23 protein-coding genes and 1 pseudogene are annotated in these 24207 nt (G+C 45.7%); 18 read left to right on the forward strand and 6 right to left on the reverse strand.

Annotation, left to right across the window (positions count from 1 at the left end; all coding sequences use genetic code 11):
• Window positions 1-8: 8 nt before the first annotated feature.
• The 6 genes and pseudogenes from C7R94_RS08210 to C7R94_RS08235 all read left to right on the forward strand — a co-directional run bounded on the left by C7R94_RS08210 (window position 9) and on the right by C7R94_RS08235 (window position 6938).
• Window positions 9-1067, forward strand: coding sequence for a Gfo/Idh/MocA family protein (locus C7R94_RS08210; protein WP_106779856.1), 1059 nt, complete (start codon window positions 9-11; stop codon window positions 1065-1067).
• A 23-nt stretch (window positions 1068-1090) separates the two neighbouring features.
• Window positions 1091-2428 (forward strand): extracellular solute-binding protein, encoded by a 1338-nt coding sequence (locus C7R94_RS08215; RefSeq protein ID WP_106779858.1) that lies wholly within the window; start codon window positions 1091-1093, stop codon window positions 2426-2428.
• Window positions 2429-2536: 108 nt separating this feature from the next.
• Entirely contained in the window at window positions 2537-3847 is a 1311-nt protein-coding gene (locus C7R94_RS08220) for a carbohydrate ABC transporter permease (RefSeq protein WP_106781224.1), read from the forward strand.
• A 12-nt stretch (window positions 3848-3859) separates the two neighbouring features.
• Window positions 3860-4687: a carbohydrate ABC transporter permease gene (locus C7R94_RS08225; RefSeq protein ID WP_106779860.1), complete on the forward strand. Its 828-nt coding sequence runs from the start codon at window positions 3860-3862 to the stop codon at window positions 4685-4687.
• 19 nt (window positions 4688-4706) lie between these two features.
• Window positions 4707-5198: pseudogene (locus C7R94_RS08230) on the forward strand (SRPBCC family protein).
• Between the two features lie 447 nt (window positions 5199-5645).
• Window positions 5646-6938 carry an NPP1 family protein gene (locus C7R94_RS08235; protein WP_106779863.1) on the forward strand — a complete coding sequence of 431 codons (1293 nt, stop codon included), beginning with the start codon at window positions 5646-5648 and terminating at the stop codon, window positions 6936-6938.
• A gap of 305 nt (window positions 6939-7243) precedes the next feature.
• Here the strand turns inward: C7R94_RS08235 and C7R94_RS08240 are convergent, their stop codons facing one another.
• Window positions 7244-8653 carry a sigma-54 interaction domain-containing protein gene (locus C7R94_RS08240; RefSeq protein WP_106779866.1) on the reverse strand — a complete coding sequence of 470 codons (1410 nt, stop codon included), beginning with the start codon at window positions 8651-8653 and terminating at the stop codon, window positions 7244-7246.
• Window positions 8654-8884: 231 nt separating this feature from the next.
• Here C7R94_RS08240 and pdhA point away from each other — a divergent pair, with 231 nt between their 5' ends.
• The 5 genes from pdhA to C7R94_RS08265 all read left to right on the forward strand — a co-directional run bounded on the left by pdhA (window position 8885) and on the right by C7R94_RS08265 (window position 14179).
• Window positions 8885-9952, forward strand: coding sequence for a pyruvate dehydrogenase (acetyl-transferring) E1 component subunit alpha (pdhA, locus tag C7R94_RS08245; RefSeq protein ID WP_106779868.1), 1068 nt, complete (start codon window positions 8885-8887; stop codon window positions 9950-9952).
• Window positions 9949-10932 (forward strand): alpha-ketoacid dehydrogenase subunit beta, encoded by a 984-nt coding sequence (locus tag C7R94_RS08250; RefSeq protein ID WP_007721659.1) that lies wholly within the window; start codon window positions 9949-9951, stop codon window positions 10930-10932. The genes pdhA and C7R94_RS08250 overlap by 4 nt, the downstream gene beginning before the upstream one ends.
• A gap of 17 nt (window positions 10933-10949) precedes the next feature.
• The gene (locus C7R94_RS08255) at window positions 10950-12251 is read left to right on the forward strand and encodes a dihydrolipoamide acetyltransferase family protein (protein ID WP_106779871.1); all 1302 of its coding nucleotides are present in this window, start codon (window positions 10950-10952) and stop codon (window positions 12249-12251) included.
• A complete protein-coding gene (lpdA, locus tag C7R94_RS08260; protein WP_106779874.1) occupies window positions 12252-13697 on the forward strand; it encodes a dihydrolipoyl dehydrogenase in 1446 nt (481 codons plus the stop codon).
• 131 nt (window positions 13698-13828) lie between these two features.
• A complete protein-coding gene (locus C7R94_RS08265; RefSeq protein WP_106779876.1) occupies window positions 13829-14179 on the forward strand; it encodes a VOC family protein in 351 nt (116 codons plus the stop codon).
• A gap of 142 nt (window positions 14180-14321) precedes the next feature.
• On the opposite strand, the gene C7R94_RS08270 is transcribed toward C7R94_RS08265, so the two are convergent.
• On the reverse strand, window positions 14322-14912 hold the full coding sequence (locus C7R94_RS08270; RefSeq protein WP_106779879.1) for an NAD(P)H oxidoreductase: 591 nt from the start codon (window positions 14910-14912) through the stop codon (window positions 14322-14324).
• 258 nt (window positions 14913-15170) lie between these two features.
• On the opposite strand from C7R94_RS08270, the gene C7R94_RS08275 reads away from it, so the two are divergent.
• From C7R94_RS08275 to C7R94_RS08285, 4 genes are read left to right on the forward strand one after another with little or no spacing between them, the layout of a single operon-like run.
• Window positions 15171-15515 (forward strand): winged helix-turn-helix transcriptional regulator, encoded by a 345-nt coding sequence (locus C7R94_RS08275; protein ID WP_047069284.1) that lies wholly within the window; start codon window positions 15171-15173, stop codon window positions 15513-15515.
• A gap of 30 nt (window positions 15516-15545) precedes the next feature.
• The gene (locus C7R94_RS08280) at window positions 15546-16529 is read left to right on the forward strand and encodes a serine hydrolase domain-containing protein (RefSeq protein ID WP_233220498.1); all 984 of its coding nucleotides are present in this window, start codon (window positions 15546-15548) and stop codon (window positions 16527-16529) included.
• A gap of 53 nt (window positions 16530-16582) precedes the next feature.
• Window positions 16583-16741 (forward strand): hypothetical protein, encoded by a 159-nt coding sequence (locus tag C7R94_RS29985; protein WP_158264659.1) that lies wholly within the window; start codon window positions 16583-16585, stop codon window positions 16739-16741.
• Between the two features lie 60 nt (window positions 16742-16801).
• On the forward strand, window positions 16802-17296 hold the full coding sequence (locus tag C7R94_RS08285) for a YdhK family protein (RefSeq protein ID WP_106779882.1): 495 nt from the start codon (window positions 16802-16804) through the stop codon (window positions 17294-17296).
• A 92-nt stretch (window positions 17297-17388) separates the two neighbouring features.
• On the opposite strand, the gene C7R94_RS08290 is transcribed toward C7R94_RS08285, so the two are convergent.
• The 4 genes from C7R94_RS08290 to C7R94_RS08305 form a co-directional block, all read right to left on the reverse strand.
• Window positions 17389-17859 (reverse strand): GbsR/MarR family transcriptional regulator, encoded by a 471-nt coding sequence (locus C7R94_RS08290; RefSeq protein ID WP_197245034.1) that lies wholly within the window; start codon window positions 17857-17859, stop codon window positions 17389-17391.
• Window positions 17860-17987: 128 nt separating this feature from the next.
• Window positions 17988-19379 carry a M14 family zinc carboxypeptidase gene (locus tag C7R94_RS08295; protein WP_106779884.1) on the reverse strand — a complete coding sequence of 464 codons (1392 nt, stop codon included), beginning with the start codon at window positions 19377-19379 and terminating at the stop codon, window positions 17988-17990.
• On the reverse strand, window positions 19372-20568 hold the full coding sequence (locus C7R94_RS08300) for an MFS transporter (protein WP_106779886.1): 1197 nt from the start codon (window positions 20566-20568) through the stop codon (window positions 19372-19374). Before C7R94_RS08300 ends, C7R94_RS08295 begins: the two co-directional genes overlap by 8 nt.
• A 207-nt stretch (window positions 20569-20775) precedes the next feature.
• Entirely contained in the window at window positions 20776-21405 is a 630-nt protein-coding gene (locus C7R94_RS08305) for a hypothetical protein (protein ID WP_106779889.1), read from the reverse strand.
• 463 nt (window positions 21406-21868) lie between these two features.
• Between C7R94_RS08305 and C7R94_RS08310 the strand changes: the two genes are divergently transcribed.
• From C7R94_RS08310 to C7R94_RS08315, 3 genes are all read left to right on the forward strand, one after another.
• The gene (locus tag C7R94_RS08310) at window positions 21869-23347 is read left to right on the forward strand and encodes an Lsa family ABC-F type ribosomal protection protein (RefSeq protein ID WP_106779891.1); all 1479 of its coding nucleotides are present in this window, start codon (window positions 21869-21871) and stop codon (window positions 23345-23347) included.
• A gap of 181 nt (window positions 23348-23528) precedes the next feature.
• Window positions 23529-23669: a hypothetical protein gene (locus C7R94_RS29990; RefSeq protein ID WP_158264660.1), complete on the forward strand. Its 141-nt coding sequence runs from the start codon at window positions 23529-23531 to the stop codon at window positions 23667-23669.
• A 12-nt stretch (window positions 23670-23681) separates the two neighbouring features.
• Window positions 23682-24119 (forward strand): dihydrofolate reductase family protein, encoded by a 438-nt coding sequence (locus C7R94_RS08315; RefSeq protein ID WP_146142787.1) that lies wholly within the window; start codon window positions 23682-23684, stop codon window positions 24117-24119.
• Window positions 24120-24207: the final 88 nt, after the last annotated feature.

Below are 24207 nucleotides of genomic sequence, written 5' to 3' on the forward strand. Positions count from 1 at the left end.
GGGAGAATATGACGAATCAGCGCAAATGGAAAATCGGAATCATCGGTGCAGGGGGGATTACAGAAGCACACTTGGAAGCGATCAGGGAAGAGCCGCGAGCAGAGGTAGTTGCCATTGCAGATATTTCCGCAGAAATGGCTTCCTATCGTGCGAAGCGGCATGACATTCCACAAGTTTTCACTGAATACGAGACAATGCTACAAGAGTCTGGTACAGACGCGATCATTGTTTGTGTCCCGAACTACTTGCATGCAGAAGCAACTAAAAGTGCGCTTGCAGCAGGCAAACACCTGCTATGCGAAAAGCCGATGGCGATGAATGCCCAAGAAGCAGAGGAAATGATCGAAGCCGCGAAAAAAGCAGACAAAATCCTCATGGTCGCACAAAATAACCGATTCCGAAGCGATTCCCTGCAAGTCAAAACATGGCTGAAGGAAGGAAAGCTGGGGAACATCTATCACGCCAAGACCGGATGGGTCAGACGAAATGGAATTCCCGGATGGGGAAGCTGGTTTACGCAAAAAGAATGGGCAGGCGGCGGTCCGTTGATTGACATCGGCGTACATATGCTCGATTTGACCTTATGGCTCTTGGACCATCCAAAGCCTGTATCCGTCCTCGGGCAGACGTATGCGCAATTCGGACCTCACAAACGCGGCTTGTCAGAGTGGGGAAGGATCGATGATAACGGGAAGTTTGACGTGGAAGATATGGCAGTGGCGATGATCACCTTTGAGAATGGATTGTCGCTTACGCTCGATGCAAGCTGGGCTTCTCACATCGCAGAGGAAAACGTTTTCCTTCAACTATATGGACAAGAGGGTGGGGCATCCCTTCGTTTATTGGAGAACCAGTTCACGCTTTACCACGAGTGGAACGGCGTAACTGCTTCGACAGAATTAACACCAAAACCTCATAAAGAACGCGTACTCTTATTCCGTAATTTTATAGACGCCATCGAAGGGAAAGCAGAGGTTCTCTGCACACCGGAACAAGCCTTGTACATCAACAGATTGATTGAAGCCATCTACGCATCCGCACAAAAAGGTGAAGCAGTCCGTTTCTAACATGAGCATAGGGGGTTACTTAGATGAAAGTTGCAAAAAGACTTACATCCGTTGGACTTACCTTATTAATGGCCTTCTCACTGGCAGCATGTTCCTCCACATCTCAGCAAGCTTCTACAGATACAACCCCATCACAGCCTTCAACACCAACCGCACCCAAAACAGAGCCAGCACAGCCCACAGCCGAAAAAATCAAGCTTGTCTACGCACGAGGAAAGGACGCAACGGATTCCACCAAAAAGCTTGTGGAAGCTTTCCAAAAAGCCCATCCGAATATCGAAGTAGAAATTCGTGAGATGCCTGCTGATTCCGGGCAGAGTCATGATCAATACGTCACCATGTTCAGCGCCCAATCCTCCGAGATCGACGTGTTTGACCTCGATGTCATCTGGCCAGCTGAATTTGCACAAGCGGGTTATCTTCTGCCGCTCGACCGCCTGATGGAACAGGACGGGATCGAAACCGGAAAATATATCAAAGGGGCCATGGATGCCGGGAACTTTGGCGGCCAGCAATGGACCATGCCCAAGTTTATCGACGCGGGTCTCTTGTTTTACCGCAAAGATCTCGTATCCGAAGCACCAAAGACGTGGGATGACCTGATTGCCCAAGCAAAAGCAACGAAGGGCAAGGGCGGCACGAAGTTCGGCTACTTGATGCAAGCCAAGCAATATGAAGGATTGGTTTGCAACTTTGTCGAGTTCAGTGCATCGTACGGTGGAAAAATTTTGGATGAACAAGGCAAAGTAGCAGTCAACAATCCAGCTACGATCAAAGGATTGAAAAAGATGATCGAGGTCGTCAAATCTGATTTCGTCCCAACCAATATCACCACATTCATGGAGCCGGAATCACACACGGCATTCCTAGAAGGGCAGGCACCATTTATCCGCAACTGGCCGTATCAGTTCGCGTTGGCGCAGGATCAGGCCCAGTCCAAAATTGTTGATCAAGTCGGGATCGCTCCGCTGCCAGCAGGCGATGCAGGCTCCGCAGCAGCGCTCGGCGGTTGGATGGGCGGAATCAACAAGTTCTCGAAGCACCCAAAAGAAGCATGGGAATTCCTCAAATTCATGACAGGTCCAGAGGGTCAGAAAATATCCGCAGTAGAAGGTGGGCTCGCACCAACCTACCTGCCAGCTTACGAAGATGCCGATGTTCAAAAAGCCAGTCCGTTGTTTGCCAACAAAGATTTCGTCGATGGCGTAAGCGCTGCTGTATCTCGTCCAACGACTCCGATCTATCCAAAAATTTCGGAAGTAATCCAGATCGAAGTGTCCAAAGCGCTCGCGGGACAGCAAACAGCCGAGCAAGCGGTGCAAAGCATGGAAACGCAGATGAACGACTTGATGAAAAAATAAGCGGCAACATGTGGCGCTTCCAAGGAGGTCTAACCGGCTTCCTTGGAAGTTGCACAACGATCTGGCAAGCACAAGCAAGCTTCTAGCGGGAAGGAAGGTGGTGAACGGATGAATCGATCAACCAAAATGTCTCTCTCGGAAAAACAGATGGGGTATTTACTGATTTTTCCTGCACTGCTCATCATACTTGTTATCGCGATTTGGCCTGTCATGCGATCCTTTTGGATCAGTCTGCACGATATCCGGTTGAACGACCCGACGAAATCAGAGATTCACTCTTCATACGGACTAGATATGGAACGTTACGTCAGTACGTTACCCAATCTGCTCCGGTATATAAAGAGGGAGGCAGATTCTGCAGAAGGGTCATCAAAGGAAAAACTGAACGCGCTCCAAGCGCAAATCGAACAAATGAACACTTCCCTCAACCAATCAGGCGAGATCGCGAACCGATACCAAATGATCGACCAGCTATTGCTGGACTTTAAACCAGTCCCGACAGAACTCAAATATGTGAGCCTCTCAAATGAACAAACAGAGTCTATCAAAACCAGCTTGGCGGAAGTCAGAGCGGTCCTTTTGCAAATGAGTGAACAAAAGCTGCTTTCGAAGCCAGAGGGTGCTCTTGGCGTGATCCAAGGCATTGAAGCATCGATTATCGAGCCCAACTTTGTTGGCTTTGCCTACTATCAAAAGTTTTTAACGGACGCGCGGATGTGGGGGGCTCTGTATAATACGGCGTTTTTTACGGTTATCTCCGTTGCCATTGAACTGGTACTCGGCATTTTGATTGCATTGTTGATCAATCGACCTTTTCGTGGAAGGAGTCTTGTTCGGGCAACCGTGTTAATACCATGGGCGATTCCGACTGTCATCTCCGCGATGATGTGGAAATTTTTGTACGATGGGCAGAATGGCATCGTCGCCTATCTCTTTGAGCAGGCGGGGCTGATCTCGGATATGGGGATGCTTCTTACGACAAAGGCTGGAGCCATGTTTTCCGTCATTTTGGCAGACGTGTGGAAAACTACGCCGTTCATGGCTTTGCTCATATTCGCAGGCCTGCAAACGATCCCCCAAAGCTTGTATGAAGCAGCTTCTGTCGATGGTGCCACCCGCACCCAGCAATTTTTTCGTATCACGCTTCCGATGCTGAAATCAACCATTCTGGTGGCGTTATTGTTCCGCACACTTGATGCGTTCCGCGTATTTGACCTGATTTACACTCTGACAGGTGGGGCACCCGGGAACTCGACCGAGACCATTTCTATCTACGCGTATAAAACGATGTTTGCTCAAATGAGCTTCGGTGAAGGCTCAGCGCTTGCAGTTATTGTCTTTTTGTGTGTGGCGTTGATTTCCATTGGCTATGTCAAAATATTGGGAGCTGATCTGCTGAGTGATGGCAGCGGCAAATAAGGAGGTGATTGGATGCGCAAACATACGGGTCCCTTGTTTTACGTGGGTCTACTGCTATTCGTTTTTCTTGTGATGTTTCCGTTTTTATGGATTCTCCTCGCAGCGTTGAAGCCACCAGCGGAGCTGTTTGGAGAGCGAGCCTTTCACTTTATCATCCAAAATCCTTCGTTTGACAACTTTGTCCGCGTCTTTACGGAAAGACCGTTTGCCCGTTACTTGTGGAATTCAACTGTCGTGGCGACGTTAACCACACTTTACTCCATTACGATCGCTTCCTTTGCTGCATATGCGATTGCCTGGCTGTCCTTTCGGGGAAAGACGATTATATTGGGTGTTGTACTTGCTGTGTCCATGTTTCCGCAGATCGCTACCATCTCACCTATCTTTATGTTCATGCAATCGATGGGCTTAACGAACAGCTACACAGGTCTAATTATTCCTTATACAACTTTTGCGCTGCCGCTTGCCATCTGGAATTTGACGATCTTTTTCCGTAAGATACCGAGTGATTTGGGTGAAGCAGCCAAAGTAGACGGCGCGAGCATTTGGCAGACGATGACCAAAGTGTTTTTCCCACTCGCCATGCCTGGGGTTTTTACGACCGCCATCCTCGTTTTTATAGCAGCGTGGAATGAATTTTTGTTCGCCTTGACGTTGAATACGCAGGAAGCAATGAAGACAGTGCCTGTGGGAATCGTCATGTTTCAGGGAATGTTTACAATCCCGTGGGGAGAAATATCTGCTGCCTCCATTATTGTGACGATCCCGCTTGTGGTGATGGTGTTGATTTTCCAGAAGCGGATTATCTCAGGTTTGACTTCTGGGGCAGTAAAAGAATAAAAGGAAGTCATTCAATTATTTGTCTCATAAGTATGATTGTGATACGGTGGAAGCAGCAATCCGAAAGCGAGTTGACGAGCGCATGAATAATCTCACTAAATTTCAAATTAACAGGCCTTTCTATGAAGTATTCGAAGCTTTCGTGGACCCGGCGAAAATCCGCAACTTCTAGTTCTCTTCCAGCTCAGCAAGGTGGGAGGAAGGGAAGAGCATTACGTTATTCTACGATATTTACAATGCAGAAGTGGGGATTACCGTTCACGAAATCGAAGTGAATAAACGAATCGTTTTCCAGTGGGTTGGAGAAGAAAATATTGTAACGATTGCATTAAAAGCGGTGGATGAAGCCACGACGATCATTGAAGTGAACGAAGAGGGTTTTCAAGAAGAGGATCCAACGCTCCTGCAAAAAATGGTCGACAATAAAGAAGGCTGGGTGTACGTCTTAAGCTGTTTGAAGGGGTATCTGGAGCATGGGATCAACACATTAAGAGAAGGGCTTGTGAAATAGGTCTGGATGTATTGCGAGAATAAATGAGAAAGCCCGAACCTGGTCTTACCCCGGGGCTGGGCTTGCAGAAAAATAATGAAATCGATTGTAACGATTCATCACGAGGAGGAACCGTCAAGTATGCACTGACGGTTCTTTCTGCTAGTTGTCGTCTTTTCGATATGATTCCTCGATCTCCTCCATCTAAATGATTCGTTTATGGCATCTACGATTGGCCTATCCTAATACCGCAACTTGCTGCCGAAATGTCATCGGAAGGCAGGGTGTTTAATTAGAGCTAAATTCGTTTATTTGATGGAAAATTTTTCATTTACATACTATTTATCCCATAATATGATTAGTCGAATCAACAAATTGTTGATTACTAAAAATTTTTAGGAGGGATTCAAAATTAATACGAAAAAAGCTATTTCTAAAGCTACTGTCGTTTCCATTTTTGCACTTTCAATGCTGTTGAATGCTGGAAATGCAAGTGCAGATGTGATTAGTTCGCTGCCACAGAATGCATCGCAAGTAGAACTAGAGTTTGCACCGTTATATGACTATGATAAAGATGGATGCTATGCGACCTCAGCAATAACTCCTGAGGGGAGGACTAATCCCGGATTAGCTCTAGGTGGAGACGTGAACGGGAACTGCCGAGACCCTCGACAGCTCGAAAACTCAAATACCTACTCTAGATCCAAAACGAATAACGGTTGGACTGCGATTATGTATGCTAGCTATTTTGAAAAAGATCAGTCTACTCTTGGTCCGGCGGCAAGTGGGCACAGACATGACTGGGAACATGTGGTGGTGTGGATTCAAGATAATCAAATCCAATATGTGTCCCGTTCAGAACATCGTGGTTGGAAAGTAGATCCTCGATCCAACGTACGGTTTGAAAACAATCACCCCAAAGTGGTTTACCACAAAGATGGAGGTTCCACTCATTTTATTCGTCTAGCAAACAGCAATGACGAACCACCTGAGAATTATACAAGTAAATGGTTTTCACCACCGTTAGTTGGATGGGATGGTTATCCGAACGTTCATGTACGAAATACACTGATGCAAACAGACTTTGGATCCGCAACGATTAAAATCAATGATGAACGATTCAATGACGCCCTTAACAGTGCAAAACCTCCGGGGATTACTTTTGATGCCTATGCAGATGATTCAAAGCGTAACTTTGTAACATTTTTTGAAAATTATTCAGGCACAGGCCAATCTTTTAGAGATTCAGTCTCAAGAAACTGGGTGGGAAGTTATCCAGGCGGAGCATACTTTGAAGATAAAATTTCTAGTGTAAATTTGGACCCACACACAAGGCTTGTGGGGTATCAACATTCGAATAAAGGCGGATATAGACATACGATCATAAATGATAGTAATGATGTGAAAACCTACGATCTCACTACCTTTAATGATACGATATCGTCATACGAAATTGATCCACTTCCACAGCATAGTGTAACGTTTTTACAACATCCGTATAATAATAACGGCAATTCAGGATATTACTATACAGAAACAGTCTCACAACCTTCATTCGCCAATAGTCCAATTGGTAGTTCTTTTAACGATATGGCTTCAACTGTGATTGTAGGAGCATATACAAAAGTGGAACTTTTTGAACATGCAAACTATGGTGGGGTTAAAAAAGATTATGTAAATGATACGAATGCGGAACAGGTATTTATCTTGGAAGGTTTTCATGACAAAGCATCATCATTTAAAATTAGTAATACACGCTGATATGGAGAAAAGGTATGTTTCAAAGAAAGATACAAGTTTAAGCAGCCAGTCGTCGGAATTCAACCGGCGACTGGTTGTTTTACAATTGAGGGAGCTTTACCAAAATAACGGCGCTTCTGTAGGTATTCTACCAACTCCTTTAGATAAGCCCTTTCTTCCTCCGGAAATCGTTTGAGTGTTCGACCTTTTTTTTCATAATTAAATCCCCTTTAAGGAGAGTGTACGACCCAATGTTAGGTGGGCTGGCTTTTGACACTGTCTACTCAAAGGGGATATTACCAATATATCGGGCTTTTCCTTTTGCACTATTTAATGCCGAGGCTTCGCTTTTTTCGAACGAGCGTGGATATGTTCACTTTCAGCTTATCCGCACACTGCTGCATGGTGTCTGTCTCCTTCAAGACGCGTTGGATATACGCTCGTTCAAACCGTTCGACCGCTTCTTTTAGCGGCAATAGCTCATCCATTTTAGCGAGTTGGAGCGGCAGAGCTGTCTGTTGGGTATTGCGAATAGACGCTGGCAACTGGTCAAAAGTAATTCGCCCATTTTCACACATATGGAAAGAACGTTCCACCACATTTTTCAGCTCGCGTGTATTCCCTGGCCAATCATAATCCATCAGCGCCTCCAACGCATCTGTTTCGATGCGCATCTCTTGCTGGTACTTCCATTCGAGCTTTTTCAAATAGTAGAAAATGAGGGCCGGAATATCCTCGCGGCGTTCGCGCAAGGGTGGAATGGTGAGAGAAAGTACGTTTAGCCGGTAGAACAAATCCTGCCGAAAACGCTTTTGTTCCACCATCGCTTCCAAGTCACTATTGGTTGCAGCGATGATCCGCATGTTAACTTGACGCGATGTTTTCCCACCGAGTCTTCGAATCCGTCCATCCTGCAACACATTCAAGAGCTTTACCTGTAAAGGAAAAGGGAGGTCTCCAATCTCATCGAGAAAAATGGTTCCTCGATCCGCGAGCTCAAACAATCCCTCCTTTGACTGACTTGCCCCCGTAAAGGCGCCTTTTTCATAGCCAAACAATTCTGACTCGAGCAAATGCTCGGGAATGGCCCCGCAGTTAATCTTGATAAATTCCCCTGTTCGTCCGCTTTGAGCGTGAATGTAGTTCGCCATGACATCTTTACCGACACCAGACTCGCCTAGCAAGAGGATGGGGGAGTCGTTGGTCGCAAAGCGTTTGGCGAGTGAAGCGATTCGATGCATAAGCCCACTGCGATAAATGATCTGCTCGTCAAAGTCACCATCGGTTTGGATATGCTCCAGAGCCCTTTGATACGCCGAGCTGATTTGACGTGTTTCTTCCAGCTCCTTCTGAAGCTGATTCAGCTCTGTGACGTCACGTACATTTCCCACTACAAACAATAATTCCTGGTTTGCATCGAGTAGCGGAGTAGCCGTGTTAATCGCTTGCCGACCGTTTGCATAATCGATCACGACACTATGCGTTTGTTTTGTCAAAATCGTCCTTACAGCAGAAGAGTCAGGAACAAGATGCATTTCTTTTTGCTCCATAAAGCTAAAATTATTCAAGATGTCGGCGGGAACTCCCGTAATGTTCAAGTACGCCTCGTTGTAGAGCAAGACGTACCCGTTACGGTCACAGATCGCCAATCCATCGTGAGACGTACTGAAGATGGTCGTCAGCAATTTTGCGAGCTCATGATTGTCACTGGCCTGGAAATACTTGGTTTGATACATTGAAGTCCTCCTAAGCAGGCTTGTAAACGGAATAATCAGAATTAATCATCCATACGCAATCATGCATATGCAAAAATGATCATTTTCGAATCGTTTTGTTGTGAAATCGCTTTCAATTGTTTGGCATGCTACTTGCTCTTCTATAAGGACGAAAGCAGAAGCAAGACGAGCAGAATCACATTATCGAAAGACACCGAGGTGTTTTTCAGCGAAAAAGAGAGGGATGTTTCCATGTCTTCATTATATCAGGTATTGAGTCCAGCGGGTGAGCTAGTAGGTGATCTCAAGGGACAATTAGACGAGGCGACGATGGTCAAAATGTATGAAAATATGGTGCTGGTTCGCCATTTTGACCGCAAGTCGATTAACCTGCAACGACAAGGAAGAATGGGTACGTATGCTCCCTTTGAAGGGCAGGAAGCTTCGCAAGTAGGCAGTGCGATGGCATTAACACCAGGAGATTGGCTTTTCCCAACCTACCGAGACCATGCGGCGGCGATCGTCCATGGTCAATCCATGGCACGGGTATTCCTCTATTGGATGGGCCACATGGAAGGGAGTATCAGCCCGAAGCATTTGCACATCATGCCACCCTGCGTGCCGATTGCGACTCAAATGGTTCATGCGGTAGGGACGGCTTGGGCGAGCAAGCTGCAAAACGAAAAGCATGTCAGCATCGCCTACTTTGGAGACGGAGCAAGCTCAGAAGGCGATTTTCATGAGGCATTGAATTTTGCTGGCGTATTTCAAACACCGACCATCTTCTTCTGTCAAAACAACGGCTTCGCGATCAGCGTTCCGTTTTCACAGCAGTCTGCATCGAAAACAATTGCACAGCGTTCGGCGGCTTATGACATCCCTGGGGTTCGGATCGACGGCAATGATATCTTCGCTGTTTGGCTGACCATGAAAGAAGCCATGCAACGTGCGTTAGAAGGTAAGGGACCGACATTGATCGAAGCGGTGACATTCCGTTATGGCGCACACACAACCGCAGATGATCCGAAAAAATACAGGGATCAAGAGAATTTGTCCGAGGAATGGCGTGAAGAACGCGACCCACTCCAACGTCTGCGTGTATTTCTGGAGAATCAAGGGTTGTGGAATGAAACGAAGGAAGCAGAGCTGATTGCACGGGTGAATGAACAGATCGACGCAGCTCTTGTCGAAGCGGAAAGCTATCCGAAGTCCAAACCGGAAGACATGTTCAAGCACGTCTACGCTGAACCATCGTGGATGGCAACGGAACAGGAGAGCGAGCTCGTCAAGCCAACGAAGCAGGAGGGAATCCCAGCATGAAACGCAAACTGACGATGATTCAAGCAATCACGGAGGCCATGGATCAAAAATTGGCAGATGATTCACGCATCATGCTGCTCGGCGAGGATATTGGCGTAAATGGTGGCGTGTTCCGGGCAACGGAAGATTTGATTCACAAGTACGGCCCAGACCGTGTAGTAGACACGCCGCTAGCTGAGGCGGGAATAATCGGAGCAGCAATCGGCCTTGCCATGAACGGGAAAATTCCTGTGGTCGAGATTCAATTCCTTGCCTTTATTTATCCAGGCTTTGAGCAAATTGTTTCTCATGCTGCACGCATGCGCTACCGGACTCGCGGACAGTACCATGTACCGATGGTCATACGCACACCGTACGGGGCGGGGATTCGCGGACCTGAGCTTCATTCGGAGAGTGTCGAAACGTTTTTTGCTCATGTCCCGGGCTTAAAGGTTGTGGCACCAAGCACACCTTATGATGCAAAAGGCTTGTTGATTGCGGCAATGGAAGATCCCGATCCGGTCATTTTTTTGGAGCCGACCAAGCTCTATCGCGCTTTTAAACAAGAGGTTCCGGAAGAAATGTATCGAGTGCCCATTGGCAAAGCGAAGGTCGTCCAGGAAGGCTCGGATGTATCCATTTTTGCTTGGGGAGCGATGCTGCGTGTCGCGGAGGATGCTGCGAAACAGATCGAGCGCGAAAACGGCTTGAGCTGTGAAGTCATTGATCTGCGCACGCTCTATCCATTGGATCGGGATACGATTATAGCCTCGGTCAAAAAGACTGGACGCGCAGTTGTCGTACACGAGGCGCATAAAACTGCTGGGTTGGGTGCAGAGATCATCTCCATAATCAATGATGAAGCATTGATCTACATGAAGGCTCCCGTGAAACGGATTACCGGATTTGACGTGCCCGTCCCGCAATTCAGCATTGAGGATGACTATTTGCCAACGGCTGAACGCGTGAAGGACGGAATTATGGAAACGGCTACGTTTTAAGAGAAGGAGCGAGTCATATGGTTGAGTTCAAGCTTCCTGATGTGGGAGAAGGCATGCATGAAGGAGAAATCGTAAAAGTACTGGTTCGCACGGGCGAATCCGTTCGACAGGATCAGCCACTGCTGGAGGTGCAGACAGACAAGGTGAATGCCGAGTTGTCAGCGCCAGTAACTGGCATCATTCGTGACATTTTCATAACAGAAGGAGAAACAGTAGAGGTCGGGACTACCCTTCTCGTGATCGATGCAGGTACCGAAACAAAGACGGAAGAGACAAAGATTCCAGAAAAGGTCGTAAACCCGGATAAGACCGTCAATTTTGCACCAGCTCGTGCTGATCATCGCCGCTCATTGGCCACGCCATACGTTCGGCAGCTAGCACGGGAAATGAAGCTCGATATTGAATTGGTCACGGGTACAGGAGCAGCAGGGCGTGTGACGGAAGAAGATTTGCGCCAATTCGCCAATCGACTGCAAAAATCAGTGCCAGCGAAGTTTCCGACGTCGCCTATTGGCAATGAGCGTCTGTTGGAGGCAAGTACGGTGGAGGTTGAGACTGAACCGGTTGTTCAGCCGAAAACAGGAACCACTGCTCGTGCAGCCACCTCGTCGCAGGGAGATATCGAACTGCTACCGTTAAAAGGCATTCGGAAAAAGATTGCCGAGCATATGGTGAAATCAGTGACAATCATTCCGCATGTTACTTCTGTCGATGAGCTGGAGATGGACCAGCTGCGTGCTGTGCGAGAAAAGTTAAAGCCATACGCGGATAAGCGAAATATCAAGCTGACCTTCTTGCCGTTCTTTATCAAAGCGCTGGTCATTGCACTGAAGGAATTCCCGACGTTGAACGCATCGATTGATGAACGTACGAATGAAATCCTGCTCAAGCGCTTTTACCATATCGGCATTGCAACCGATACGCCTGAGGGCTTGATCGTACCAGTCATCAAGGATGCAGACCATAAATCAATTTTTCAACTCGCAGAAGAAATCGATCAACTGGCACGCTTGGCTCGCGAAGGCAAATTGACGATGGAGCACATAACAGGTGGCACCTTCACGATCAGCAATGTAGGGCCAATCGGAGGACTGCAAGCAACTCCAATCATTAATCACCCGGAAGTAGCCATTATCAGTTTGCACAAAATGGAGAAGCGTTGGGTCGTGCGCGAGGATGAAGGCGTTATTCGCTGGATGATGAACCTGTCACTTTCGTTCGATCATCGCCTGATCGATGGCGTAACGGCGGTACGTTTTACCAACCGGATCAAGGAGCTGCTGGAAGATCCGAATCTATTGTTTGCGGAGATGGTATAAATGGTAGTCGGCGAAGTAGCAGTCGAAACAGATGTGGTTGTCATCGGTGGTGGTCCAGGAGGTTATGCAGCCGCTATTCGTCTCGGACAGCTGGGGAAATCGGTCGTTCTGATTGAAAAGGAAGTACTGGGTGGAGTCTGCTTGAATCGCGGATGCATTCCGTCGAAAGCTTTGATTCATACAGCAGGCGAATACCACAAGCTCAGTAGTCTGAATAAGCTGGGAATCCAACTGCCGACAGGGAAAGCGACCTTCCATATGCCGAGCTGGCAGACGTGGAAGTCTTCTGTCGTTGCTCAACTGAACAAAGGGGTCGACTATCTCTGTGAGACCAATGGGGTTACAGTCGTGAAGGGGACAGCGACATTTCTCTCGAGTGATCGGATTGGCGTAGAGACGGGTGGCGATTTTGAAACGTACAAATTCAAGCAAGCGATTATCGCGACAGGATCACGTCCATTCATTCCATCGTTTTTGAAAACAGATGGAGAATATATTCTGGATTCTACTGATATGCTGGCATTGGATGAAATACCGGAAACACTGGCCATAATCGGTGGCGGCTATATTGGAATGGAGCTAGGGATGGCGTTCGCCAAGCTTGGATCACAGGTGACCGTCATTGAGGCAACCGAGCGCATTTTGCCGCAAACAGCTGCCCATCTCTCTTCGGAAGTGCTCAAGCAGGCGAAGCAGCTCGGGATGACGGTAATGATCGCGACAAAAGTAGAGAAGGCTGAGGTAGCGAACGGAAGAGTCACACTCGCATGCACTTCGGAAAAGAACGGTTCCGAAAGTATCACCGCACATAAAACGCTCGTCACGATAGGGCGAGTGCCTAACACAGGTGAACTCGGACTTGCTCAGGCGGGAGTAGAAATGGACGAGCGCGGCTATATTCCCGTGACATCGACTGGCAGTACAAACAAGGCGCATATTTATGCCATCGGCGATGTAACACCTGGCCCAGCGTTAGCCCATCGTGCGACGAAGCAAGGGATTGTGGCAGCCGAGGTGATCGCAGGGCTGCCTAGCAGCGTAGACTCCCCTTACGTTCCATATGTGATTTTTACCGAGCCGCAAATAGCGGGGGTGGGGATGACACGCGAAGAGGCAGAGCTTCAAGGATACAAGGTCAAGACAGCGGCGTTCCCTTATCGGGCGAATGGCAGAGCACTCGCCATGGATGAAGGAGAAGGTTTTGCAGAAGTGATAGTGGAGCAAGAAAGCCATTTATTGTTGGGAATGCACGTTGTAGGTGCTGATGCATCGAACCTGATCGGGGAGGGTGTGCTGGCACTTGAGCTAGCTGCGCGTGTAGAAGATGTGGCGTTAACCATGCATCCGCATCCCACTTTAAGCGAGGTATGGCTGGAGGCTGCCGAAGCGGTGTTAGGTCATGCCATTCATATCGTAAACAAATCAAAAGTAGCCGTGACCAAATAAAACTATCGTGAAACCTTAAAGGTATGTGACGGATATTCATCACAATGATCAGCCTCAGAGCCTGTCAAGTTTAGCATTTGCATGAATGTGCTACGCTTGAATTAATCTCGTGCAAAGGATGTGTGGTCATTATGAAATTAAATCACGTCAATCTTACCGTTACGGATGTTTCAGCTGCTTCTGATTTCCTGGAGAAATATTTTGGCCTGAAAAAGTTAGATACGTCGGATGATGCCCGTGGCGATAATTTTGGGGTCCTCTTTGACGATAACGGCCTGGTGTTTACCTTGATGAAGGGTGCTGAAGTCCAATATCCCAAGACATTTCATATCGGCTTCATCCAGGAGAGCGAAGAGAAAGTAAATGAAATCAATCAACGGTTAAAAGAAGATGGTTACAAAGTGGCACCGCCAGTAAGATCGCATGGCTGGACGTTTTATGTAAAAGCTCCTGGTGGATTTACGGTTGAGGTTCTTGCGTAACGCTTACACACATAGTCGAAAGCCTTCTTCTTCTCACAAAAAAGGGGGCTTTCTTTTTTTATTGTTTAAACATCCGGTAAGTCAGAAGGGGTGGGCGATAAAGTTGCATCGCCCACCTTTGGCTATGATAGAAAGACATTTTTTATACCTGCAGGCTCTCTTTCTTCCCATAATGGAATCCCAATTGATAAGCATGGGTCAACAGCTGCTCGATATGCGTAGGATTTTGCGCCAAGGTGTCATAAAGGAATTCAACCCTCGACTCGTCGATTCCGACGTAACTGGAGATTCCGACATTGAGGTGATGCGCAATCATTTGGTCATAATTTCTTTTTTGAAACTGATCTTCAGGAGCAGCTGCGAGACCGATCCACAATGCATGCTTATGATGCAGTTTACGTGAGCCATAGGCAAACCCGTTGTTCCAGACGCGATCGATATATCCTTTCAGCATGGCTGGCATGCTGAACCACCAGATCGGAAAAATGAAGGCTAACGCGTCGTGTTTTCTCATGCGCTCCATTTCAATCTCGACCTCTTCGGAATATTTCTTATCTCCGTTGTTCCAATCTGGTTCATCTTCCTCCCATAAAACAGGGTGAAAACCACTGCGATGCAAATCCAAAACTTCAACCTCATGTCCTGCATCTTTTAGGCCCTGTACGAAACGTTCTGCAACGGCAAAGGTCAAGGAATTGGTTCGTGGATGGGTAACAACTGTCAATACTTTCATTTTCATACACCCTCTATTTCTGTAGGAATTTGTACACCAAAATCTTTGATGCGATCGAACTGCAAGGGATGTCAGTCAGATAGGCGTCCATGTTCCTTCCCTCCAGTTTACAAGTAAGGTGCTGGTATATCCGAATCATGCACCATATAATGAATTGTGAAAAGTACGCACTTTTTTGTGCTTTTAATACCAAAAAGTAACATAGGAACAAAAAGGTTCCTGTCAAAATCGTAAGTAATGAGGGAGGATAGCCAATCGATGAGACCAAAGCTCAAACATACATACCAAATTCCTTCTGAAGCAACACTAGATGTTTTAGGTGGCAAATGGAAAACCTTGATTTTATGTCAGTTATACTACGGGCCAAAAAGAACGAGTGAATTGAAGAAACAAATGCCGGACATTAGCCAAAAAATCCTCACTCAGCAGCTTCGCGAGCTAGAAGAGGATGGAATCGTCATTAGGACCGTGTACAGCCAAGTACCGCCAAAGGTTGAGTATGAATTAAGTGAATTGGGAGAATCGCTCAAACCAATCATGGATCTCATGTGTGAATGGGGTGAACGTTACCTACGCGGGGAAATACCAGGCAAAGAGTCTTAAATACCGATCGGTCGAAGGAGGAACAATCACGTGCATTCCCCCTTGTTTCCAATTGCAGACCCTGCAAAAACGCGGTTAGATAGAGAGCTATTCAAGGAATTTGACAGAAAGATCAGAAATGAAAAGATCGTCAGCTGCCTCATCATTCAAGATGGTTATCTGGCTTACGAATACCATAAAAACAAGAAGCAAGCGCAAAAGCTTCAAAAGATCAATTCCTGCACGAAAAGCTTTATTTCGGTGCTCATTGGAATCGCATTGGATCAAGGACTGATCGCTGGTTTGGATACACCTATCTCTTCCTACTTTCCTCATTTAGAGCAAAAGTCTGTCGATCCCGTTAAACGTTCCATTACCTTGTTTCATTTGCTCACGATGACACCTGGTTTTGATTGGCCAGAGTTCGGCGAGTGGCAATCATTTCCCCGGATGCTCTACAGTTCGGATTGGGTGCGATTTGTGCTGGATCGGCCGCTTCTTGACCAACCGGGAGAGAAGATGAATTACAATTCTGGTTGTTCGCATTTATTGTCTGCCATCCTGCAAAAGGCAACAGGAATGAGCACATATGATTTTGCCAAAAAGCATCTCTTTCAGCCTCTAAACATCAAAGACTCGTATTGGTATTCTGACGGACAGGGTATTCATAACGGGGGAGACGGATTACGCCTTACTTCGCATGATATGGCAAAGCTAGGAATACTCTTTCTGCAAGGCGGTCAATGGCAAGAAGTACAAATTGTTTCAGCAGCATGGGTTCAAGAATCCATTCAGCCAAAATTTCGGACATACGAGAGGATTGGGTCTTACGGCTTGCATTGGTGGAGTGAAAGAATCGATCCAAGGAAGGATTGGACAGAGGACAACTTCTATTATTTTGCCCTTGGCTTTGGAGGGCAGTACATACTGATAGTCCCTTCGCAAAAGATGATTGTTGTGTTCAGCAGTGAGCTGTACGACCATTCTTTGCGGCCTCTTGCTTTATTCAGAAAGTACATACTTGCAGCGGAATAGAGCGAAAACCAGTTCAGGGCACGAGCAGGTCCTTCGAACTGGTTTCTTTTTACATGAAACATTTTATTTGGGTGGTGCGTCTGTATGGACAAGAGTTGACTGGCAGAATGGCTAGCAGGAGGAAGATGTTGCTGTACACAGATGCGCAGGATTTGCCAAGCCCGTCCAAGGATGCATTCAAATCATGCATCAAGCAGGATATAAGTGGATAAGGAAGGTATTGTGTACCCATAATACCTTTGACAGACAACAAAGAATTCGGGGTGTTTAGAATGAAAAAATGGAAACTGTTATCGCTCATGCTGATTACCGCAATGGGGTTAAGCGCATGTGGCGGTGCTGCTGCACCGGATGTGCTGGAGCAAGTAGAGGTTGTGCCGAAACCTACGTATACAGTCGGTAGTGAAGTCATCTTGAAAGCAAGTCACCAACCGGGAATGCAAGGGGCAAAAGCAAAAATTGTGGGGGCTTACGACACAACCGCCTATTCAGTGACCTATACGCCTACAACGGGTGAGCCCCCTGTGAAAGGTTATAAATGGATCATTCAAGAAGAAATCAAGAACCATATCAATCAACCGTATAATCCAGGAACGGAAGTCGTCTTGAAGGCAGATCATGTGAAAGGGATGCTCGACGCATCAGGTAAGCTTGATACGGCAAATACAACGACGGTCTATATGATCGATTACACTCCCACGACAGGGGGAGGAGAAATAAAGAACTACAAATGGGTAACGGAAGATGAGATATCACCAGTCAAATGATTGATACCATCCTCTTATGAAAAAAGGCAGCCGTGGCTTTTCAACGCCAAAGCTGCCTTTTCTGCTTTTCCATTGATACGAGCTGTTTGATGTTACATGCGACGAGACTTCCATTCCGTGATCATTTGATTGAGAGATTCCCTGTATAGCTCAATTGCTTCCAGCATCTCATGGAATCGCTGCATAACTAGCTCACTTTCCTTCAAATTATCAATTTGCATCCCTTTTTCTATGATATTCTTTAATGATAGGATTCGCTCTAAACCCTGTATAAACTCTTCCTCAATTGCGTCTGGTGCCATGATGTAATAGCTCACACGGTCGCCTGTCACACTCTTTTTTTCCGCGATTCCAATTTTTAAAAGCATGCGGATGTTGGTAGACACACTTCCTATACTGACTTGTAATGTTGTGGCAATCTGCTCGGATGAAAGGGGTTCCTGAGAGACCATCAACAGTCCAATAATCCGACCAGCAATTCTGGATAATCCTTGATTTTCGTGATGGAGAGCCATTTCTTCAATCAATTGCATCGTTTCTGCCGTTAATTTGTCCAACTTCATGACTCCTTTTTCCTTGTTTTGTCCGATTTCCATGCTTTTGTCTATTATACTACCAATAGTCATCGCTTTCTTCAGAAAATACCAAAAGAAAATGCGCCTGTTCTGCTGACAGGCGCTCACGTCATTCCTTATTTTAGTGGCGTAGTAGCGCTTTCATGGGTTTGACGAAGATATTCCATGATCATCAAGGCAGAACCTAGCTGGACACCGCACAATTCGCGCAGCGGACGCATCGACCAGTTAAAAAAGGAGAGTAGCTCTTGTAAGCCTTGATTCAGCCATTTTTCTGAATCCGCTCGAATCTCTGAAAGGGTGATGTTGTCGGGCTGGGCATCCAGCATGCGGATCAGCATGCTGCAGCAGCATAGAGAACTCCATAAAGTGCGTAGTTTCAGGTCAAACATTTCAGCTACTGTTGCAAAGCGTTCTAAAGCTGCATCACTTTCAGCCGATTGTAAATGATGGGATCGAAATTCCTCCATACCGGTCAGAAAATCCTCTACAGAGCGCTGAAATCTGGTTGGTACCGTTATGAATGCCTGTGCGTTTTGGTACTGTTTGGATAAAAAAGCAATCTGTTCACCTTCCAGTTTGGCTATGTCCAGCGTAGCATCCTTGTAGCTATGAGTGGTTTCAGATTTATCTCCCATCCTTGGATCCGTAAACAACGATATTTCCGAAACAAGGCAAAAGGTACGGTAACGTGTCCCAGCATAATCGCGGGATGAGCCCCCCATGAGGATTGCTTTCGCAGGGTCTTCTCCAGGAGGCAGGATACTTTGGTAGTAATCGTACATAGAAGACAGCTCAGGTAGCTGATAAAAACCGGGTTGGATAGGGGGCATGAATGGTGCCTCCGGTTCGCCGATCATCAGCGGTAATTGATGATCATGGGTCAGTTTTATGATCTGTTCACACAATGCATCGGGAAGAGGGGTCGATACATAATAAAACGTTCCAGTCTGATCGGAGCTGTGCAAGCTGTTGAGGAAATGCGGCTTGGCTTCATCAATCGCCCGCATAAATGCTACGGTTTCAGGAATGGGCTCGCTGAAGCTCAACGTTTTATAGGCATACGGGAATGTCCATTCAACTTGTTCGAGCATACTGGGACGATAGTAGCTGCGGATGTAACGATCTGGAGAAATTGGGCCGCCGTACCAACCCTCATTCAGTCGACAACCATCTACATCGATTTCTTTGATGATATAGAAGGTATAATCCATTTGCTCTAATAGGGCAGAATCCTCACATAGCTTTTTGCTGAGATACTCTAACGATAGAGCTCCAATCGGCTCATTTGGATGCGGACAACCGACAAACAGTGCGCGGTGCTGGCCATTTCCAATTCGCAGCATGAGGATTGGGTGTCCTTCTGTTGAGTGACCGATGGTACTGAGGGTTACAAGATGTGGATAGGCGGCTGCTAATTCACGGGAAGAGGTGTCCAATTCCTCAATGGTTAGAAAATGTGAGAAATCAGGCATTTCTTGCAGCAGTTTTTGAATGAAATCAGTCAAGCTCCTCACTCCTTTTTTTGAGATGGATAAGAGAGGATGAAACTAAAGCGATTCCTGCACCTACTAGCAACAGGGAAAAACCGGCTTGAAAAGAGAACGCTTGTATGAATGCGCCCATCGCGATTGGTGTAAGAATGCTTGCCAGTTTTCCTCCGGTTAACAGAATTCCACTAGCAGTGCCCAAAGCATCTGAGGGAATGATACGCATAGTAAGTCCAAGAATGGGTTGAGTGGTAAAGGATAGAAAAAACAAAGAGATCGACTCAAACAACAGAAACTGATTGACATTGTCAGATAGGATCATTAGCGTAAGGAAAATCGTTGAGAACAGAAGGGACGGAATGACCAACGTTCGAAACTTTTGATGAAAATAACGGTCAAACAACCAGCCGCCTGCCAAATTGCCAAGCATGGAAATGAGAAGAGGAAGCGATGAGTATAAGCCTGATTGGGTAATAGCGAGATGCTTTTCCGTTGTTAAGTAGGTTGGTACCCATGTCAAGCATCCAACTATCACGATTTGAATTCCGCAGAGCATACTTGTTAGTTTCAACAAATGCCCATTACGCAAAAGAGATAGGAAAGGGATAGGTTTCGGTTTTGATGCTGAGCTTGAAGGTGGTTCCATTACGACAGGACGAGGAAGGAATATCCAGAGAATGGGGGCCAAGAGCAGGCCGATTGATGCTGTAACAAAAGCAGCTTCTTGCCATCCCAGAATCATAATCAATGGTGCTACGAGAAAAGGGGCAAGTCCGGTCCCAATAGGTTCGGCTGTTGAAACGATGGATAAAGTGGTCGTACGGATGTTTGCAGGTGTTCGTTCGGCAATTGCTTTTAACATAGCAGGCATGAGTGGGGCATCGATAAACCCCAACAAAAAGCGGACAACGAGTAAGGCTGCAAAACCTGTGACCGCCCCTGTAAGCGCAGTCAATATAGCCCACAGTACCAAGTTGAATACAATAATTTGCTTGGATCCTCGTTTATCAGCAATGATCCCTCCTGGAATGGTAAAAATCGCGAAGCCTAAAAAATAGACACTGACGATCGCACCTTGCTCCACTGGATTCAGATGAAATTCCTCTCCAATAAGTGGCAGTGCCATAATGATGCTGTACGTGCCAAGAACTCCTACGAGTATAGTGACAAATAAGAGCACAACACTAATCGAAGTAGCCTTTTTCATGTGCATCACTTCCTAAAAGATGTTATGTGTATTATCTTAATTAAATTCAGTTATTTTAGTCAATACTGAAATTACTGAAATTAATAAGCCACTGAGAGCTGCAATTCGAATAACGAAAACGACCTGTGGTTGCATGAATGGTTTTCCATCATGCTACCTACAGGTCGTTTATTTATCTCATTTCGCAACTGATTGTATCTGTTATGATTAGTACTTTCTCGTGAGGATTCGAGAACTCGCCCCGTCAACAGTGATTTCCCATCCTCTTGGGATTTCATAAGCAAAGGCAGGCGAGGGATGCTTGATCGCTTCAATGCTGGATTCAGTAGGGATACTGGTGATATTTACGATATGTTTTTCAAAGAGATTTAGATTTACCACGACCCAGCCATATGGCACAGGCTGGCCGGTACCGACCCATTTATTTTCCAGTTCTTGAGGTTGGTAGCGTTTTTTATTTTCATTTCTGATATCTATATAAGCCTGTCGCTTGCTGTTATAGCCTCGACCGATTTCTACCCAACCAGAAGGGATGTTAAAGCTTAAGCTTCTTTCCACTTGCCCATAATTAGCGCCATTAATATATTTCGCTACTTCATATCCACGCTGTGTTCCACGATGTGGCTCTTTTTCAATCGAAATCCATCCATTCGGAAAGAACGTATCGTATGCCACTACTAACGTATCACCATACCGCCAGTTTCCTTCAAAGATATTTTTTTGTGGACGGACGATAGAGTCTTTCCCTTTTGCTACCGCATCTGTTGCTTGAGTCGGGACGAACAGGAATGAGGATGCCAAGACGAGAATACCCAGACTTCTTACGACTTTTTTCATGATTTACTCCTCCATATGAATACAATGAGTAGAAAAATTTCAATGAGTACGAGAATTCTAAATGGATTTGAAATTTCCTGCTTTTTATGGAAAAAAATTCTTGCTCAGAAATTGTCGGTAAGACGATTGTTCCAAGGGGACACGAGTTTTCAATAGAGCGCAGTAAAAAAACGGAAATATTACTTGTTGAAACATACAAATGAATATGATATGATGCTGTTAACTTAATGACTGGAGCTGAAGAGTATAATGGATAATTTTCTTGCTTAAAAAATAAAACAAACAGCGATATCTTTCGCGTGTTTTATTCTTTATGTGCAAGAAAGTTACATATACCTCTTCACTCAAACAATATATCCTTATCTGACTTCATTTTTGAGTTGGATTTGCTGTATTTATTTGAGCTACAAGAGAGTAACTTTCTTGTAGCTTTTCTATTTTTTGCATACAGGAGGATGGTTGTATGTCATTAATCAGTGTAAATAACTTGACGTTTGCCTATGAAGGCAGTTTCGATAACATTTTTGAAAATGTGAGCTTCCAAATCGATACAGATTGGAAATTGGGCTTTACGGGAAGAAACGGTAGGGGGAAGACAACTTTTCTCAACCTGTTGCTTGGTAAATATGAATACAGCGGAAAGATAAGTGCTCATGTCAGCTTTGAATACTTTCCATTCCATGTCGAGAACAAAGAATATCTGACCCTTGATATCGTTCAAGACATTGTCCCGGACTATCAGTTATGGGAATTAATGCGTGAGTTCTCCCTCTTAAAGGTTTCAGAGGATGTTCTATACCGTCCCTTTGAATCTTTGTCTAACGGGGAGCAAACGAAAGTGATGTTAGCCGCCTTATTTCTAAAGGAAAACAGTTTTTTGTTAATTGATGAGCCAACGAATCACCTCGATATGCATGCAAGGGAGCTCGTCAGTGATTATCTCCATTCCAAAAGCGGTTATATTCTGGTGTCCCACGACCGAGCATTTCTAGACAACTGTGTCGACCACATCCTGTCCATCAACAAGACGAACATCGAGGTGCAAAAAGGAACTTTCTCCGATTGGTGGGAAAATAAACAGAGACAGGATAACTATGAACTTGCTGAAAACGAGAAGCTCAAAAAAGACATTAAGCGCTTGTCGGACGCAGCTAAACGTACAAGCAACTGGTCGGACGCTGTGGAAAAGACGAAAAATGGAACATTGAATTCCGGTTCCAAAGTAGACAAAGGGTATGTCGGCCATAAGGCTGCGAAAATGATGAAGCGCTCCAAATCGATTGAGCAAAGACAGCAATCCGCTATTGATGAAAAATCCAAGCTGCTGAAAAACATTGAAAACCAGGAAAGCTTAAAGATTGCACAGCTTGCTTATCATAAAAATCAGCTGGCGGAACTGGAAAAGGTTTCGATTTATTACGGAGAGAAGCAAGTTTGCGCAGACGTCAGCTTTACGATTGAGCAGGGGGAGCGTATTGCGCTGGCAGGCAAGAACGGTTCAGGAAAATCCAGCATTCTCAAGCTCATTTGCGGGGAGAACATCGATTATACGGGCACCTTCCGAAAGGGGAGTCAACTGAAAATCTCGTATGTTTCTCAAGACACTTCCCATCTGAAGGGCAATCTCACCGACTTCGCGCGAGACAACGGGATCGAAGAGAGCTTGTTTAAATCGCTTTTGCGCAAGCTGGATTTTTCCCGCGTTCAATTTGAGAAGGATATCTCCGCTTTTAGTGGCGGGCAGAAGAAAAAAGTACTCATTGCGAAAAGTCTTTGCGAGAAAGCACATCTTCATATTTGGGATGAGCCGTTAAACTTTATTGACGTTATTTCTCGCATGCAAATTGAAGAGCTGCTCCTTGAACACTCGCCAACGATTCTTTTTGTAGAGCATGACAGGGAGTTTTGCATTAACATTGCTACAAAGATCGTTGAATTGTAATAAGACGTAAAGTCTCTAAAAGGAAGAAGGTGGGGAAAACCGTTTCGTTTTCCTCACCTTCCTTTTTTGTATGAGGAGAGGGGACTTTTCGGAAGGGAAATTTGAGCAATCGAGAAGAAATACTAGGTAGTGAAATGTGGTAATTTTTAGTTAACATTTTTGAAAGAATGGCGGAGATCTAATGGGGAAAATAATTGCAAATGTAAGCAGCACATTGAATGGTATCTATACTGGGGCGACAGGAGAAGAAGACAATATGGTTAGTTGGGCGTTGCCTGGAATTATCGACGCCACAGACGATGGTCTTGCGATCTTTCAGTAGGCTGACGCAATCTTGATGGGGCGGGTCACCTATGAAGGCTTTGCAAGCTATTGGTCGTTCCAAGAGGGTGATTGGGCTGATGCTATGAATAAGACACAAAAGTTTGTAGTCACCAATAATAGTGAGCTTACGGAGGTTCATTGGGGGGACTATGCCGATACGATTACACTCCTTCATTCTGATGTCATGACGAAAATAAAGGAGCTAAAAAAACAAATCAAAGGTGATATCATTGTTCCTGCAAGCGCGAGTCTTGTTCAAAATTTGATTCATGCTGATTTGCTTGATGAACTCCGAATGATTATTCACCCGGTCTTAATGGGCAGCGGCAAATTTTACTTTGACAACATCCGAACACGACACGATATGAAGTTGATAGAAACGAAGCTGTACGGAAAAAGCGGATCCATCCAACTGCGTTATGAGATCGGAGAGGCACAAGAAAAATAAAAAAGATTGTTTAACAATTGGGTGTTTTCCGGGGGAATAAAAAAAGTCCAATTTCTCAATTTTATGGATGGAGAAATTGGGCTTTTTG

It is taken from the genome of Brevibacillus sp. NRRL NRS-603 (genome assembly GCF_003013445.1).
GTDB classification, from domain to species: domain Bacteria; phylum Bacillota; class Bacilli; order Brevibacillales; family Brevibacillaceae; genus Brevibacillus; species Brevibacillus formosus.